The organism is Nonomuraea marmarensis (assembly GCF_043197025.1).
GTDB lineage: Bacteria > Actinomycetota > Actinomycetes > Streptosporangiales > Streptosporangiaceae > Nonomuraea > Nonomuraea marmarensis.
Genome location: NZ_JBICRM010000007.1, coordinates 95,077 through 109,992, shown reverse-complemented (window position 1 = coordinate 109,992; position 14,916 = coordinate 95,077). Strand labels below are relative to the sequence as shown.

13 protein-coding genes are annotated in these 14,916 nt (G+C 71.3%); 4 read left to right on the top strand and 9 right to left on the bottom strand.

Annotated features, from left to right (window positions below):
* Window positions 1–103: 103 nt before the first annotated feature.
* The 5 genes from ACFLIM_RS13520 to ACFLIM_RS13500 are packed head-to-tail and all read right to left on the bottom strand — an operon-like array spanning window position 104 to window position 6,109.
* On the bottom strand, window positions 104–2,047 hold the full coding sequence (locus tag ACFLIM_RS13520) for an NAD(P)-binding protein (RefSeq protein ID WP_393165040.1): 1,944 nt from the start codon (window positions 2,045–2,047) through the stop codon (window positions 104–106).
* Window positions 2,044–3,615, bottom strand: a complete 1,572-nt coding sequence (locus ACFLIM_RS13515; protein WP_393165038.1) for a gamma-glutamyltransferase family protein — start codon at window positions 3,613–3,615, stop codon at window positions 2,044–2,046. The genes ACFLIM_RS13520 and ACFLIM_RS13515 overlap by 4 nt, the downstream gene beginning before the upstream one ends.
* Window positions 3,616–3,623: 8 nt before the next feature.
* Window positions 3,624–4,394 carry an amino acid ABC transporter ATP-binding protein gene (locus tag ACFLIM_RS13510; RefSeq protein ID WP_393165037.1) on the bottom strand — a complete coding sequence of 257 codons (771 nt, stop codon included), beginning with the start codon at window positions 4,392–4,394 and terminating at the stop codon, window positions 3,624–3,626.
* Window positions 4,391–5,212, bottom strand: coding sequence for an amino acid ABC transporter permease (locus ACFLIM_RS13505; RefSeq protein ID WP_393165035.1), 822 nt, complete (start codon window positions 5,210–5,212; stop codon window positions 4,391–4,393). Before ACFLIM_RS13505 ends, ACFLIM_RS13510 begins: the two co-directional genes overlap by 4 nt.
* Before the next feature lie 51 nt (window positions 5,213–5,263).
* Window positions 5,264–6,109, bottom strand: coding sequence for an ABC transporter substrate-binding protein (locus tag ACFLIM_RS13500; RefSeq protein WP_393165033.1), 846 nt, complete (start codon window positions 6,107–6,109; stop codon window positions 5,264–5,266).
* Between the two features lie 203 nt (window positions 6,110–6,312).
* Here ACFLIM_RS13500 and ACFLIM_RS13495 point away from each other — a divergent pair, with 203 nt between their 5' ends.
* Entirely contained in the window at window positions 6,313–7,323 is a 1,011-nt protein-coding gene (locus ACFLIM_RS13495) for a LacI family DNA-binding transcriptional regulator (protein ID WP_393165031.1), read from the top strand.
* A 39-nt stretch (window positions 7,324–7,362) separates the two neighbouring features.
* On the opposite strand, the gene ACFLIM_RS13490 is transcribed toward ACFLIM_RS13495, so the two are convergent.
* Window positions 7,363–8,583, bottom strand: coding sequence for a metal-dependent hydrolase family protein (locus ACFLIM_RS13490; RefSeq protein ID WP_393165029.1), 1,221 nt, complete (start codon window positions 8,581–8,583; stop codon window positions 7,363–7,365).
* 153 nt (window positions 8,584–8,736) lie between these two features.
* Here ACFLIM_RS13490 and ACFLIM_RS13485 point away from each other — a divergent pair, with 153 nt between their 5' ends.
* The 3 genes from ACFLIM_RS13485 to ACFLIM_RS13475 are packed head-to-tail and all read left to right on the top strand — an operon-like array spanning window position 8,737 to window position 12,210.
* Complete coding sequence (locus ACFLIM_RS13485) at window positions 8,737–10,047, top strand: MFS transporter (RefSeq protein WP_393165027.1); 1,311 nt, start codon at window positions 8,737–8,739, stop codon at window positions 10,045–10,047.
* A gap of 27 nt (window positions 10,048–10,074) precedes the next feature.
* Window positions 10,075–10,806, top strand: coding sequence for a Type 1 glutamine amidotransferase-like domain-containing protein (locus tag ACFLIM_RS13480; RefSeq protein ID WP_393165026.1), 732 nt, complete (start codon window positions 10,075–10,077; stop codon window positions 10,804–10,806).
* A gap of 30 nt (window positions 10,807–10,836) precedes the next feature.
* Window positions 10,837–12,210 (top strand): serine hydrolase domain-containing protein, encoded by a 1,374-nt coding sequence (locus tag ACFLIM_RS13475; RefSeq protein WP_393165025.1) that lies wholly within the window; start codon window positions 10,837–10,839, stop codon window positions 12,208–12,210.
* A 2-nt stretch (window positions 12,211–12,212) separates the two neighbouring features.
* Here the strand turns inward: ACFLIM_RS13475 and ACFLIM_RS13470 are convergent, their stop codons facing one another.
* Genes ACFLIM_RS13470 through ACFLIM_RS13460 form a run of 3 tightly spaced genes read right to left on the bottom strand, consistent with a single transcriptional unit; the run spans window position 12,213 to window position 14,910 of the window.
* Entirely contained in the window at window positions 12,213–13,574 is a 1,362-nt protein-coding gene (locus ACFLIM_RS13470) for an alpha/beta fold hydrolase (RefSeq protein WP_393165023.1), read from the bottom strand.
* 14 nt (window positions 13,575–13,588) lie between these two features.
* On the bottom strand, window positions 13,589–14,563 hold the full coding sequence (locus ACFLIM_RS13465) for a threonine ammonia-lyase (RefSeq protein ID WP_393165021.1): 975 nt from the start codon (window positions 14,561–14,563) through the stop codon (window positions 13,589–13,591).
* Complete coding sequence (locus ACFLIM_RS13460; RefSeq protein ID WP_393165019.1) at window positions 14,560–14,910, bottom strand: RidA family protein; 351 nt, start codon at window positions 14,908–14,910, stop codon at window positions 14,560–14,562. The genes ACFLIM_RS13465 and ACFLIM_RS13460 overlap by 4 nt, the downstream gene beginning before the upstream one ends.
* Between the last annotated feature and the right edge of the window lie 6 nt (window positions 14,911–14,916).

Here is a 14,916-nt window from a genome sequence, read left to right as displayed (position 1 = left end):
GGTCGAGCCACAAATCACACACAACGTTGAGAAACGTCCCCATCGTAGGGGAGGCACCGTCCGCTCAGCGGTGGTCGTCCTGCTCGACCATGCGGCTGTGGGGTCACAGTCGTTCGCCGATGCGGTGCACCGCCCGGTACGCCGTCTCGATCGCCCCGTCCACGAACCCGTGATAAGCGGCGTCCGTGGTGGAGACCATGATCCGGCCGACTCCCTCGCTCAGGATGTCCGCCGGAGTCGGGCCCTCCGGCCAGAACGCCTCGTCCGCCGGCAGCCGGTAGTACCGCGCGTAACCGTGTGCCCACCGGTTCACGGTGATCGCCGCGATGTCGGCCGCCGGGTCGAAGCCCGACGGGCCGAGCGCGCGGGCGAGCGAATCACGCAGCCCGCGTTCGAAGTCGGCGAACGAGATCCGCGTCAGCTCACCGCGTCCCGCCCTCGCCCCCTCCTGCGCGGTCATGCCGGGCTTGGTGAGGCAGGCGCCGGCATGGACGACGATCGGCTGGCCGGGATCGCTGGAGAACTTGTACGAGCCCATGCTGACCGGCATGTCCAGCGCCATGCTGGACCAGAACCCGTCGGGGAAGCCGATGTTGGCCACGCCGAGTTGCTGCCAGGCCCGCCAGTTGCGCAGCGCGATGTTGACATACAGCAGCGGGTACTTCACCGCCTCGCGACCCGCGGCCCGCTGCGCGGCCGGGAAGTCCGGCGCGATGTACGGGATCATCGCGTTCCAGCAGGCCATGACGACGCTGCGGGCGCGCACCCGGTAGACCTTGCCCTCGTGGGCGTAGGCCACGTCGATCCAGGTGGCGCGGTCCGGGTCGCCGCGGTGCGCGACGCGTACCGCCGTGCTGTTCAGGCGGATCCGGACCTCGTTGCGCTGCCGGTCGAGCTGGGAGTAGTCGCAGCGGGCCGTGACGAGGTCCTCCATCGTGCCGCCCGGGATCGCGCCCGGCACCAGGCCGCGCACCAGTGCGCGGGCGACCCCGGCGTTGCCGTCGGGGAAGTGGTGGATGTACGGGTCGTCGTGCCCCCAGAACCGGGTGCTCGTCTTGCCCAGGCCCGGCCATGGCCCGCCGGAGCGGTCGAGGTCGAGCCCGTTCACGCCGGTGTAGCCGCGCGCCGCGCCGTCCAGGGCCGGGAACTGGTCCATGTTCAGCCCGGTCCCGCTGGAGATCGACCGGATCAGGTATTTGCGGGTGTCGGGCAGCAGATGGACGTAGTCGTCCAGGAACTGCATGACGGTACGTTTGCGCAGCTCGGCGAGCTTCTGCTGCTGGTCCAGGCCGGCCAGCCAGTCACGCGGGCTATCGAGCAACCCGGCGAGCTGCCCGCGGGCTTCGGGGGTCAGCGGCGCGTCGGCGAGGAGCTGGGCGTTGGTCATCCCCGGCCGGCGCAGCGCGAGGTGGTCGCGCCCCCAGCTCTCCTTGAGGAAGTACGTCGCCCGGTTGACCAGGCCGTGCCGCTGGTTGAACCCCTGGTCGTAGTACGTAGTGAACCGGTCGACCTCGATCCCCACGTCGAGCAGGAGCTGCTTGGCCTCCTGCGGGTACGCGCTCGGCGTGTCGATCGACTGGGACCCGCCGTAGCCGATCAGCCTGCGCCCGCCGACCCGGAACTCGTTGCGCTTGGCGTGCCCGCCGAAGTCGTCGTGCGGGTCGATGATCAGGATCTTGGCCCGGCGGTCGATGTCGCGCAGGTAGAAGTGGGCGGCGGACAGGCCGCTGATTCCCGCGCCGACCACGACGAGGTCGTACTCCTCGCCGGTGTCGCGTAACTTCGTGACGTCGAACTCGCCGTCACGTACGGCGTGCGCGACCTCGAACGAGCCGGCGTGGCTGCCACGCAGGCCGGTCAGCTCAGGCGGATAGGAGTCATGGCCGGCGGCCGCGTACGCGGTTCCGGTGCCGGCGAGCAGCCCGCCCGCGGCGGTGGCCCCCACGGTGAGGGCCATGCCGTCCAGGAAGTCGCGGCGGGAGATCCGCCGGTCCATGCCGAGTTCCTGGTCGGAGCGGTCGGAGGAGAAGCGGGGGTCGGCGTTCATCGGGGGCGTACCTCCATGGGGTGGTGAATGACGACGGCGGCGCCGTCACTGCGGGGATCACTCTCTGCGACCGGCCGGCCGTCCAGGGCCATCGCGACCACGTGGGCGTGGCCCACCCATTCGGAGCCGGCAGGAAGTTCGATCATCGGCGCGCCGGTGGTGGCCAGCGCCGCGACCGTCCGCGGACCGGCGTCGGCCTCGACGCTGATGGTGTCCTCGGGCTGGCCCACCTCCAGCCCGCCGACCACCCAGCGAGGCGCGGCCACCGCCTCGGCCGGGCTCGCGCCGGCGAGCAGCCGCAGCAGCACCTGGGTGAGGATCTGCGGTTGCGCCTTGCCGCCCATGGTGCCGGTGACCCAGGCGAGCCGGTCGCCCTCGGTAACCATGACCGGCATCAGGGTGTGCGCGGGCCGCTTGCCGGGGGCCAGCATGTTGGGAGAAGCGGGATCCAGGGAGAAGAACGATCCCCGGTTGTGCAGCAGGATCCCGGTGGACGGCTCCAGCACGCCCGAGCCGAAGCTGTGGAACAGGCTCTGGATCAGGGAGACCGCCCACCCGTCGGCGTCGGCGGTCACCACGGCCACGGTGTCGCCGCCGGCCCGCCCGCTCGTCGCGGGTTCCGCCTGCTCGGTGGCGAGGCGGCGCAGGTAGCCGGGGTCGAGCAGGGCGTCCACGTCGACCGTCGCGAACCTCGGATCGCCCAGGTGCCGCCCGCGGTCGCCGATGCCGCGGTGGAAGATCCGGGCCAGCCGCCCGGCGCCGGCGCCGAGCGGGTCGGCCGCGTCCTCGTGCTCGGCCACCGCGCCCAGCGCCTGCAGCAGCAGGAACCCGTGGGTGTTGGGCGGGCTGGTGAACACCTGCCGCCCGCGGAACGCACGGCACAGCGGCGCGGTCAGCTCGGCCTGGTAGGAGGCGAGGTCGGCCAGGGTGACGGCCGAGCCGAGGGAGCGCAGCCCGGCGGCCAGCAGTTCGCCGACGCGCCCCCCGTACAGGGCCTCGGGGCCGTGCGCGGCGAGGGCGGTCAGGGTCGCGCCGAGCGCCTCCTGGCGGAGCGTCTCCCCTTCGGCCAGCAGCGTGCCGCCCGGGCTGAACACGGCCCGCATCCCGGCGTCGTCGGCGATCAGCTCGGCGGCCTCCGCGATCGCCACGGCCAGGCCGGGGGCGACGGCGACGCCCCGCGCGTACCCGGTGGCGGCGGTGAAGTGCTCGGCCCAGTCCAGCCGGGCGCCGGCCCGGTGCAGGGCGGCCCAGCCGGCGACCGCGCCAGGGACGGTGATCGTGTCGGGCCCGCTGACCGGCATGCGATCGCCGTGCCGCGCGGCGACGGCGGCCGGGTCCGCCCCGGCCGGGGCGGGGCCGCTGGCGTTGACGCAGGTGATCCGCCCGTCGGGGGTGCGGACGAGGGCGATCAGGTCGCCGCCGACGGTGGTGTTGTGGGGATAGACGACGGTGAGGGTGGCCGCCGCGGCCAGTGCGGCGTCGATGGCGTTGCCGCCGCGGCGGACCGCCTCGCCGGCGGCGGCCGTGGCCAGGGCATGCGGACTGGCGATGGCACAGGTGTGTGTCATGACGTCTTTCAGATGATCTTCGACAGGAACGATCTGGTGCGCGCGTGTCGCGGTGAATTGAAGAGCTCGGCGGGAGGGGCGATCTCCAGCACCCGTCCTTCGTCCATGACCACGACCCGGTCGGCGACCTCGCGGGCGAACCCCATCTCGTGGGTCACCACGACCATGGTCATCCGCTCGCGGGCGAGCTCCTTCATGACCTCCAGGACCTCGCCGATCATCTCCGGGTCGAGCGCGCTGGTCGGCTCGTCGAACAACATCAGCGCCGGCTGCATGGCCAGCGCGCGGGCGATGGCCACCCGCTGCTGCTGACCGCCGGACAGGTTGGCCGGGTGCGCGCCGGCCTTGTGCGCCAGGCCCACCCGGTCCAGGAGCCGGTGCGCATCCTGTACGGCCTGCGCCTTCGGCACCCCCTTGACCCGGACCGGCCCGTGCCAGACGTTCTCGGCGGCGGTCATGTGCCCGAACAGGTTGAAGTGCTGGAACACGAAGCCGATGTCCCTGCGTTGCCTGGCGATGGCGGAGGAGGATTCCTCCACCAGCCGGCCGCCCCGGCCCTGCCGGTAGCCGACCAGCCGGCCGCCGACCGTGATGCTCCCGCTGTCGATCGTCTCCAGGTGGTTGATGGTACGCAGGAACGTCGTCTTGCCCGCGCCGGAAGGGCCGATCAGGACGACGACCTCGCCCCGCCGTACCTCCAGGTTGACCTGGTCGAGCACCACGTGGCCGCCCAGCGAGCGGGTCACGTCCTCGGCGTGGACGATCACATCGGTGTTCATCGGATCTCCGCCGGTGTCGCAGCAGTGCCCTGGGGGAGCGCGGCCTGGGCCGGCGGGGGAGCGCCGCGTCCGCCGCCGAAGAGCCGCTGGATGACCGTCGGCGGCCGCGGCGCTCCGGCCGAGGCGTTGAGCCTGCTCTCGATCCACGCCTGGACGAACGACCAGAGCGTGGTGAGCAGCAGGTAGTACAGCGCCGCGACGATGAAGATCTCGAACGTGTGGAAGGTGGTGGAGCTGACCGCCTGGGTGTTGAGGAAGAGCTCCTCCACGCCGATCACGCTCAGGATCGAGGTGGTCTTCATCATCGCGTTGAAGTTGTTGCCGAGCGGCGGCACGATGAAGCGCAGCGCCTGCGGCAGGATGATCCATCTCATCGCCGACCTCGGCGTCATGCCGACGGCGAGCGACGCCTCCAGTTGCCCCTTGCCCACCGAGTCGATGCCGGCCCGGATGATCTCCGCCATGTAGGCGCTCTCGTTCACCGCCAGGGTGAACAACGCCGCCTGGATCACTCCCGGCACGACCAGCCCGAACAGCGTGGCGTCGGCGAAGGTGTAGAGTCCCGCCGCGGCCAGGCCGTTGTAGACCAGGACCAGCTGCACCAGCAGCGGGGTGCCCCGGATGACCCAGATGTAGCCGCCTGCCGCCCCGGCGACCCAGCGCCGTTTCGAACGGCGCATCAGGGCGATGCCCAGACCGATGATAACGGCCAGCACCTGGGCGACGACGGAGATGTACACCGTCTGCCACAGCCCTTCCAGGAAGGCGGCCGACGGGTGGAGCAGCGAGTCCCAGAAGAACGCCGAGTCGAAACTCAAGCCTCCCTCAGGGGCGGAGATGGCGTGCACGAGAGGGGGGTCTCCCTTGTGTCAGAGCTTGTCTACCTGCAGGTTCCACTTGGTGAGGATCTGGTCGTAGGCGCCCTCAGACCGGATCTCGTCGAACGCCTTGGAGATCGCGTCCCGCAGGCCGGTGTTGCCCTTGCGTACCGCGATGCCCGCCTTGACCTTGTCGAAGGCACCGCCGGCGAACTCGAACGTGCCCGGCTGCTGGCCAATGTAGTAGGCCGCGGTCTCGCTGGTCGTGGCGTACGCCTCCGACCGGCCGAGGGCCAGCTCCTGCAGGGCGGCGATGTCCTGGTCGAAGCGGTTCATCTTGATGGCGGGCCGGCCCGCGGCCTCGCACTTCTTGGACTGCCCGTCGATCCGGGTCGCCGCGGTGGTGGAGATCAGGGTCGACACGGTGAGCCCGCACAGGCTCTCGTCCAGGCCGCCGACCTTCTTGGGGTTGCCTTTGGGCACCAGGATCGACTGCCCGGAGTACATGTAGGGAACGAAGTCGACGACCTTCTCACGCTCGGGCTTGATGTAGAGCTGCGACAGGATCGCGTCGCACTGCCTGGCCACGAGCGTGGGGACGATGGAGGCGAATTTGGTGTTGCGCCACACCGGGCTGACGCCGAGCTTCCGCGCGATCGCGTTGCCGATCTCGACGTCCGCACCCTGCGGCTTCCTGGCCTTGTCGTAGAACTCCAGTGGCGGGGCCGAGATGTCCGAGCAGTAGACGATCTCCCCTCCCTTGATCACAGCGGGCGGGGCGACCACCGCCTTCACCGCCGCCGCTCCCTGCGCGGCCGGCTCCGACACGGACCCGCACGCGGCCAAAGACATCACCGCGACCGCCGCGACGGCGATCGAACGGAACGTAATGTTCATCCGTTACCTCCTGCGGACCAAAAGTGCCGGTGAGGTCATTGAGGTTGATTAATCAATTAACTACAAGGCATCGAAGAAAACGGTTTCGACAGCGGAACACCGGGGGTGACGACGGATTTCGCGCCGGGTCGGCTGATCCTCTGTTGTAACCTTTGTTAATCGGGGCGATACACGGCGCGTGAACAGCGGCGTACACTGCCGATGTGCCTCGGAGAGCTTCGGCCGCCGTTACCTTGGCCGATGTGGCGCGGGTGGCTGGAGTGTCGACCGCGACGGTCTCCAACGCGCTCAATTCGGTCGGGCGCATGTCACAGACCACCCGGCGGCACGTACGCTCGATCGCCCGCGAGCTGGGCTACATCCCCTACGGAGGCAACCAGGGCGTCGCGGGGGAGAGCCGGGTGCTCGGCCTCGCCGTCACCACCGACCATCCCGTGTCCTGGGGTTTCGCGGAGATCGCGTACTTCTCCCAGGCGGTGCAGGCGGCCACCGCGGTCGCGCACGAGCACGGCTACAGCCTCGTGGTGCGGCCCACCGCGGTCGGCCCGGAGCGCTGGACCGATCTCGCGGTGGACGGCATGATGCTGATCGACAGCCCGCAGGGCGACCCGGTGCGCGCCGAGCTGCGCCGCCACGGCATCCCCGTGGTGTTCTCCGGACGGCCTCCGGTGCCCGAGCACGACGACGTCTGGATCGACAACGACGTCGAAAGCGCCGTGCGCGGCGTGCTGGACCACTTGGCGGCCGCCGGCGCGGCGCGGATCGCGCTGCTCGGCGGCGACACCACCGACTACTACATCCAGTCGTGCATGGCGACCTACCGGCAGTGGTGCGCGGAACGCGGGCAACCGCCGCTGATCGAGCTGATGAGGTGCAAGGATCCGGCTCCCGCGGTCGCCCGGCTGCTCGCCAGACGCCCCGCGCCCGACGCGGTCTTCGGCCCGTACGACCGGTGCGGCCACGTCCTGCTCTCGGCCGCCCGCAGCATGAACCTCCGGGTGCCGGAGGAGCTCCTCGTGGTGTGCGCCAGCGAGTCCAGCTCCTACGAGACGACCTCGCCGCCGGTCACCACGCTCTCCCTCGACCCGCTCGGGATCACCCGGCTGGCGATGCAGCTGCTGATCGAGATCGTGGAGGGCCGGGCGCCCACCATGCCGAGAGGCGCGGTCCACCCGACGCGCCTCGTCCCGCGCGCCTCCTCAGTGCCCGCATAGGCGTCGAGCCGGCCCATCGCTTCGAGGGAGTCGAGCGCGCTACGGCCGTCGGAGCGGACGGTCGTGGACCACGTTGCCGCCCTGTATGACGAAGCCCACCCGGCGCAACGCCTCGATGTCACGCAGGGGATCCCCGCCGACCGCCACCAGATCGGCCCGTTTGCCGGGTTCGATGCTGCCCGCCTGATCCGCCAGCCCCAGCACCTGCGCTCCGTGGAGGGTGAGCGCGCGCAGCGCGTCGGCCGGTGGCATGCCGTCGCGCACCATGGAGATCGGCTCGTCGGCGTTGTCGCCGTGCCGGCGCAGCGGGGGGCCGTAGTAGTCGGACCCGGTGGCGATCGTCAGCCCGGCGGCGCGGGCGAGCTTGAGCGAGGCCGACATGGCTCCCACGACCTCCCGCTGCTTGCGCAGGCGCCATTCGGGCAGCCCGTGACCCCCCTCGGACGTGCGCTCGAAGAAGGTCTTCAAGGCGAAGGTCGGCACGTAGAAGGTGCCCCGCTCGCGCATCTCGGCGACGCACTCCTCGTCGAGGTAGTAGCCGTGCTCGATCGAGTCCACGCCCGCGAGCACCGCCGCCCTGACGCCCGCGGTGCCCTGCGCGTGCGCGGCCACCCTCCGGCCGAGCCGGTGGGCCTCCTCGACGATGGCGGTGATCTCCTCGGGGGTGAAGTGCGCGTCCTGCGGGTGGTCGCGCTCGGTTCCGACCCCGCCGGTGGTGCAGATCTTGATGAAGTCGGCGCCCGCCCTGATGGCCTGCCGTACGGCCTGCCTGCACTGCCAGGGCCCGTCGGCGATCAGCGCGTCCGGCTGGCGGCGTACCTCTTCGAGAGGCAGATGGTGGGTGTCGGCGTGGCCGCCGGTCTGGCAGATCGCGGGCCCCGCGGCGAAGATCCGCGGGCCGGGGATCGTCCCGTCGGCCACCAGCGGCCTGAGCGTGAGCGCGATGGCGCTGCCGCAGTCGCGCACGGTGGTGAACCCGGCGGCGAGCAGCGCCGCGCAGTCCTTGGCCGCCCGCACGGCCGCCGTCTCGCGGTCGGGCAGCCGCCCCTCGTCGTAGGAGCGCAGGCCGGTGAGGTGCAGGTGCACGTCGAAGAAGCCGGGCAGCAGGGACGTGTCGCCCAGGTCGAGGGTCGAGTCGCCGTCGAGGCCGGGGCCGACGGCCACGATCGTGCCGTCGCGTACGGCTACGTCGACTCCCTCGCGCAATACTCCGCGCATCACGTCCAGAACGCGCGCCGCCCGCAGCACAGTGATCGTCATGTTGCTGATGGTGGGAGAGTCCGCGCTGGTCGCGCCTCCTCCATGTGGCCGCGAAGAGCGGCTTGTCGGCCGCTTCCGATCACGCGGGTCATTCCTAAGATCGCAACACTCAGTTCGTTGTAACGGCTGATTCATCTCCTGTTTGGAGTCGATGTGGCCCCACCCCCCTCGGTCGCGCGCCGTCGCGGCCTGCTCGCCGGGCTCGATCCACGCACCATCCGCGGCCCGCGGATCCCCCTCCTCGTCTTCTGCCTGACCGCCCTGCTGGCCGGGTGGGACGACAAGGCGCTCCAGCTCGCCCTTCCCGAGATCCAGGACGACCTGGGGCTCTCGCTGACCGCGACCGGGGCCATCGCCTCGGCCACCATGGTCGTGACGACCGTGGCCGGGCTGCCGCTCGGCTATCTCGTCGACCGGATCCGCAGCCGCGTCCGGCTCCTCCAGTGGGGCGAGATCACCGCGAACCTCGGCGACTTCATCCAGGCGCTGGCTCCCAGCGGCGCGGTCCTGCTCGCCGGCCGGGCCCTCGGCTCCATCGCCAGGGTCCCCGACGGCGTGACCCAGCTCCCGCTGCTCGCCGACTACTATCCGCCGTCGTCGAGAGGGCGGGTCATCGCGCTGCTGAAGGCGGCCGCCACCGTCGGCGGCCTCATCGGCGCGCCGGTCGCGGGACTGCTGGTCACGGCGTACGGCTGGCGCCACGCCACGCTCCTGCTGGCGGTGCTGGCCACCGCCGTGGCCTGCACCACGTTCCTGCTGAAGGAACCGGTCAGAGGCGGCACCGACAGAGCGGCGGCAGGGCTGGAGCCCGCGTCGGAGCCGGCGCCGCCGCCGCGGTTCTGGGAGGGCATCCGCGCGGCGTGGGCGGTCAGGACGCTCAGGCTGCAGGCGATCAGCGGCTTCGTCTACAGCCTGATCGGCGGCCCGCTCACCATGGTGATCGCCCTGATCGCGGCCCGGGACTACGCCCTCAGCCCCTTCCAGCGTTCGATGTTGCTGGAGGCCCAGCTGGTGGCCGGCCTGGTCGCCGTGCTGCTGGCGGGACTGCTCAACGATCGTTTCGTGGAGCGTCGGCCGTCGGCGCTGGCCTTCATCCAGGGCGCGGGCACGCTCGGCATCGCCGTGCTGGTGCTGGCGGTCGGGCTGCTGCCCGGGCTGCCGGTGTTCGTCGCGGCCAACGTGGTGTTCTCGGTGATCGTGGCGATGCAGACGCCCACCTACCTGGCGATGATGGCGCACGTCCTGCCCGCCAGGTACCGCGGCATCGGGTTCCAGCTCGCCGTGCCGTTCCAGTTGCTGGGCAGCGCCCTGGGGCCGCTGCTGCTCGCGCTCACCGAGGGGCCGGCGCTGCGGCACGTGCTGCTGTGGCTGGTGCCGTTCGTGGTGGTGGCGGCTCTGGTGCAGCTGGCCGCCACGCGTTCGGTGGCCGGTGACATCGACGCGGCCAGGATCTCAGCCCGTTGAGTTCACCCAGAAACAGTGGAGGTTGTCATGCCAGGTCCTCTCGCCCTCATCGGGCTGAGCGACATCGACGCGGACGCGAAGATCGACGCCGAGCTGCTCGCGCGATCAGGCGGAGACGAGGTGCTGATGCTCCCCACCGCCGGGGTGGAATGGGCGCGGGAGGAGCTCCTGCGGCTGCTGAAGGCCCGAGTCGAGCAGTACGAGCACCATTTCGGCGCCCGCGTCACCACCCCGATGATCTTCAGTAGGGAGGAGGCGGCCGACCCGGCCAACGTCGCGCTGGTGGAGAGAGCCCGCTACATCCTGCTGGCCGGCGGGCGGCCTGGACCTCTGACCCGCATCCTGGACGGCACGCCCGTGTGGCGGGCGATCGTGGCGGCCTGGAAGGCGGGCGCGGTGCTGGCGGGCGAGTCGGCGGGGTCGATGGCGCTCACCGGCAGGATCGTCGCCTCCCTGGAGGAGGAACCCGCCGCGGACGGCCTCTCCTACTCCTGGAACCGGCCCGGCCTCGGCCTGCTGCCGGGGCTGCGGGTGGTCCCGCACAGCGACACCACCAAGGGCCAGTACATGTTGACCAGCCTGCTCGCCTGCACGCCGACGAACGTGCCGATCGTCGCCGTGCCCGAGCACGCGGCCGTCGTACGCGAGCCCGACGGCACCTGGACCCGCCTCGGCGCCGACGGCGTCGTGGTCTTCCACGAGGGCGCGACCCACGACCTGCGCGCCCTTCGACAGATCGAGCCCGATGAGAGCAATTGAGCTCGATGAGAAGCAATTGAGGAGAATCTAATGAGCGACCTACGCGAACGTCTGCGACGCCTGATCGCCGACCGGGCCGGCCCGCTCGGCGTGCCCGGCGTCGCCGTGGGCGTGGCCCAGGAGGGGGAGCGGTTCGTCGGCTGCCACGGCGTCACCTCCACGGCGAACCCGCTGCCCGTCGACGAGACCACCCTGTTCGCCATCGGCTCGGTGACCAAGACCGTCACGGCCACCGCCGTGATGCGGCTGGTCGAGCGCGGCGCGATAGACCTCGCCGCGCCGGTCAAGAGGTACGTTCCCGAGCTGAGGCTCAAGGACCCCGGCGCGACCGAGCACGTCACGATGCTCCACCTGCTCAACCACACGGCCGGCTGGGAGGGCGACCGCGTCGTCGACACCGGCAGGGACGATGGCGCCCTGGCCGCCTACGTCGCCAGAATGGCGGAGTTCGAGCAGGTCATGCCCCTGGGCTCGGTCGTCTCCTACAACAACGCGGCACTGTCGCTGGCGGGCCGGGTCGTCGAGAAGGTGACGGGCACGACGTACGAGGCCGCCGTGCGGGACCTGGTCCTGGGCCCGCTCGGCCTGGGCCACAGCTTCTTCGACGTCGCCGACATCATCACCCGCCGGTTCGTGGTCGGCCACGGCAGCAAGGGCAGGGCCGACGGCCCCGCCGAGGTCGTCGGCCAGTGGCTCATGGAACGGAGCGCGGCTCCCGCGGGCGGGCTCTTCTGCGGCATCGGGGACCTGCTCGACTACGGCCGCTTCCACCTGGGCGGCGGTGACGGCGTGCTCGAACCCGGCACGCTGGAGCTGATGCGGCTACCCTCCACGCCCCAGACGTCGACGGCCGGCGACGTGGGAATCTCCTGGTTCCTCCGCGACGTCGGCGGCGTCGGCGTGGTCGAGCACACCGGCGGCACGACGTGCGGGGTGGCCCTGCTCACCCTCGTCCCCGAGCACGGGCTCGTCCTGGCGGTGCTCGCCAACTCCATCGGAGCGGGAGCGGGTGAGCTGCTGGAGGAGATCAGGGCGCTGGTACTGGAAGACCATCTCGGCGCCCAGCCCGAACCCCTCATCCCCGCGCGCCTCGACGAAGAGGAGCTGGCCGAGCTCGTGGGCGTCTACGACCGAGGCGAAGGCCACCTGCTGGTGATGAGCGCCGACGGTGACCGCGTCACGGTCGACCGGCGCTTCAGCGAGGAGATGATCGCCCGGTATCGCGAGCTCATGCCCGATCTAGAGGTGCCCGTACAGGAGCCCATCACCCTGGTCCCACTCGCCGGCGACGCCTTCCACCAGACCGACCGTCCGGGCAAACGCCCGGACGGCCGGTTCGTCAGGGTCGGCGGGAAGGTCGTCGCCGTCGAGTGGTCGGGCCGGGTGGCGCCCAAGATCTCCTGACGTCAGAAGCCGCGCGGCGCGAGCTCTCGCGGATCCGGTACGAAGGCGAAATCCATCCGGGCCCGCGAGAGCGACGGCGTGCGGCCGCCCAGGAAGTCGCGGACGGCGGCCGACACCTCCGGCTGCTCGTACGCGAACTGGTGGGCCGCGTTCTCCACGAGGATGAAATGACCGTTGGCGAAACCCTTCAGGACGGCGTGCGCGTTGGTCTCCGGCGTGCGCCCGTCGAGCGTGCCGTTGACCAGCAGAGCCGGTACGCCGGAGCGGACCGGCGCCCGGAAGCCGTCTCCCAGATCGGGTCCGCGGACCGCGGCGCCGATGTCGGGGAAGGGCAGGTTCATCAGATCGCCGAGCGGCGAGGCCGCCGCCTCCGCCTCGATCCTGCGCAGCCGGGCCGGTGTCGCGCCCGACGCGCAGTCCATGACCAGGGGCATGAGCGCCTCGGCCGGTCCGGTGCGCAACTGCCTGACGTGCTCGGCCCACGGGGTGCAGTCCCCGCGGTCCATGGCCAGGTAGAGACCGGGGAGCCGACGCAGGAACGGGGCCAGCCCCAGCCCCGACGTGGTGAGGTACTTGACGTCGAACTCCCCGATCACCACACCGTCGACCTCGGCCGGGGTCTTGGCCAGGCGGTCGAAGACCCGCTCCATCAGCCCCAGCAGATCGGGCACCCGTCCGTCCAGTTCGGGCGCCTCGGCCGCCATGGCCGCCAGCCTGGCCAGGTGGCGGTCGGTGGCCGAAGGCAGCTTGAAGGTGTCGTCGGGACCTTCGACCGCGTACAGGATGCTCCGGTCCAGGCGGTCCCCGTGGCGGCGGATGACCGACAACGAGAGGTGCGAGCCGTAGGAGCCGCCGACCGTTCGGAAGGTCTCGTAGCCGAGCGCCGACATCAGGTCGGCGACGTCGTCGGCGCTCTGCTCGGTGGTGTAGCCGTCGGCGTCGACGCCTCGGGCCCGCCAGAAGGCGGCCGTGGCCGCCGCCTTGGTGAGGCACTCCGCCAGGAACTCCGCCCTGCCCACCGCCCGATCGAGCGGCAGATCCCTGGTGAACGGGCTCTCCAGACAGGGCCTGGAACTCCCCGTGCCGCGCTGGTCGAACACGACGACCTCGCCGTACTCCAGGAAGGGCAGGTAGCGGTCGGGCAGCTCCTTCCACGTGGACAGGCCGGGCGATCCCGGCCCGCCTTCCAGGAAGATCAGCGGGAGGCCCTGCTTGCCGCCGGCGAAGCGGGCGAAGGCGAGCTCGATCGTTCTGGAGCCCGGCCGGGTCCGGTTCTCCGGCACTTCCAGCGTGCCGATCTCGCAGGGCACCCGGCGGCTGCCGTCCCTGGCGACCATGACGTGCGGGTGGATGCGCAGGCGCATGCGAACTCCTTCAGTCATGCGACACCGGGGAGCACCCGGAACGTGTCCGCCAGCAGCCGCCAGTTGACGTTGCCGCCGGACAGGATCAGGCCCGTTGGACGGCCGTCGCGCAGGCCGGGCTCGTACGTCAGAGCGGCCAGGCCGACCGCGGCGGATGGCTCGACGACCACGCGCAGCGTCCTGACCAGCGTCACCATCGCGTCCAGGATGTCCTGGTCGTGGACGGTGCGAACCTCGATCCCGGCCTCGGCGGCCAGCGTGAAGTTGAGGCGTCCGGGCATGGGGGCGGTGAGCCCGTCGGCGACGGTGCGGATGGCCGGCGGGGCGGTGGGCTCGCCCGCGGCCAGCGAGACGACGAACCCGGCCGCCCCCGACGGTTGCACCGCGACGACCTCCACGGCGGAACCCGCGGCGCGCTTCGCCATGATCGCGCCGGCCAGCAAGCCGCCACCCGAGGCCGGCACCAGCAGCCTTTCCAGGCCGGGCCGGTCCTCCAGGAGCTCCAGTGTGGCGGTCGCCGCCCCGGCCACCACCATGGCGTCGTCGAAGGGATGGACGAAGGTGAGCCCGTGCTCGGCACGCAGGCGCTCGGCCCTGGCGAAGGCCGCGGCGGCGTCCACGACGCCCTCGGTGACCACGGTCGCGCCGTACGCGGCCACCGCCGCGAGCTTCTCCGGCACCGCCTTCGCCGGCATGACCACCGTCAGCTCCGCGCCGAACTCGCGGGCCGCATGGGCCAATCCGAGCGCGGCGTTGCCCGCACTGACGGTGATCAGCCCGTCGGCCAGCGCCTCGGGAGGCAGGGTGAGCAGCCGGTACAGCGCGCCCCTGACCTTGAACGAGCCCGAATGTTGCAGGCACTCGGCCTTGGCGAACACCGGGCACCCGGCGAGGGCGTCCAGTGCTTCGGAGAACAGCACGGGAGTCCGGATCACCTGGCCGCGCAGGGCGTCGGCGGCCCGCCGCACGTCCGCGATCGTCGGGGTCATGGCGTCCTGCGGGCCGCGACGGCCTCGATCTCGACCAGGGCACCGGGGTGCAGGTGGACGCCGAGAGCCGAACGGGCGGGATAGGGGCGGCTGAAGTGTTCCTCGTAGACCGTGTTGAAGGCGGCCCAGTCCTCGATCGAGGACAGGAAGACCTGGCATTTGACGACGTCGTCGCGGCTCAGGCCGTGCTCGGCGAGCACCTCGTCGAGGTTGGCCAGCGCCTGGCGCGCCTGGGCGGCCAGACCCTCGGGCAGCCGGCCCTCGGGCAGGTAGCCGAGCTGGCCGGAGACGAAGAGCAGATCACCGGCGCGCCTGGCCGGAGAGTACGGGGCTGGTGGACGTGACATGTCATC

What these genes read in the sequence shown, in the direction of transcription:
- ACFLIM_RS13520 (WP_393165040.1), bottom strand. Translation starts at nt 2,047, where the DNA reads ATGAACGCCGACCCCCGCTTCTCCTCCGACCGCTCCGACCAGGAACTC.
- ACFLIM_RS13515 (WP_393165038.1), bottom strand. Translation starts at nt 3,615, where the DNA reads ATGACACACACCTGTGCCATCGCCAGTCCGCATGCCCTGGCCACGGCC.
- ACFLIM_RS13510 (WP_393165037.1), bottom strand. Translation starts at nt 4,394, where the DNA reads ATGAACACCGATGTGATCGTCCACGCCGAGGACGTGACCCGCTCGCTG.
- ACFLIM_RS13500 (WP_393165033.1), bottom strand. Translation starts at nt 6,109, where the DNA reads ATGAACATTACGTTCCGTTCGATCGCCGTCGCGGCGGTCGCGGTGATG.
- ACFLIM_RS13490 (WP_393165029.1), bottom strand. Translation starts at nt 8,583, where the DNA reads ATGACGATCACTGTGCTGCGGGCGGCGCGCGTTCTGGACGTGATGCGC.
- ACFLIM_RS13480 (WP_393165026.1), top strand. Translation starts at nt 10,075, where the DNA reads ATGCCAGGTCCTCTCGCCCTCATCGGGCTGAGCGACATCGACGCGGAC.
- ACFLIM_RS13475 (WP_393165025.1), top strand. Translation starts at nt 10,837, where the DNA reads ATGAGCGACCTACGCGAACGTCTGCGACGCCTGATCGCCGACCGGGCC.
- ACFLIM_RS13470 (WP_393165023.1), bottom strand. Translation starts at nt 13,574, where the DNA reads ATGCGCCTGCGCATCCACCCGCACGTCATGGTCGCCAGGGACGGCAGC.
- ACFLIM_RS13465 (WP_393165021.1), bottom strand. Translation starts at nt 14,563, where the DNA reads ATGACCCCGACGATCGCGGACGTGCGGCGGGCCGCCGACGCCCTGCGC.
- ACFLIM_RS13460 (WP_393165019.1), bottom strand. Translation starts at nt 14,910, where the DNA reads ATGTCACGTCCACCAGCCCCGTACTCTCCGGCCAGGCGCGCCGGTGAT.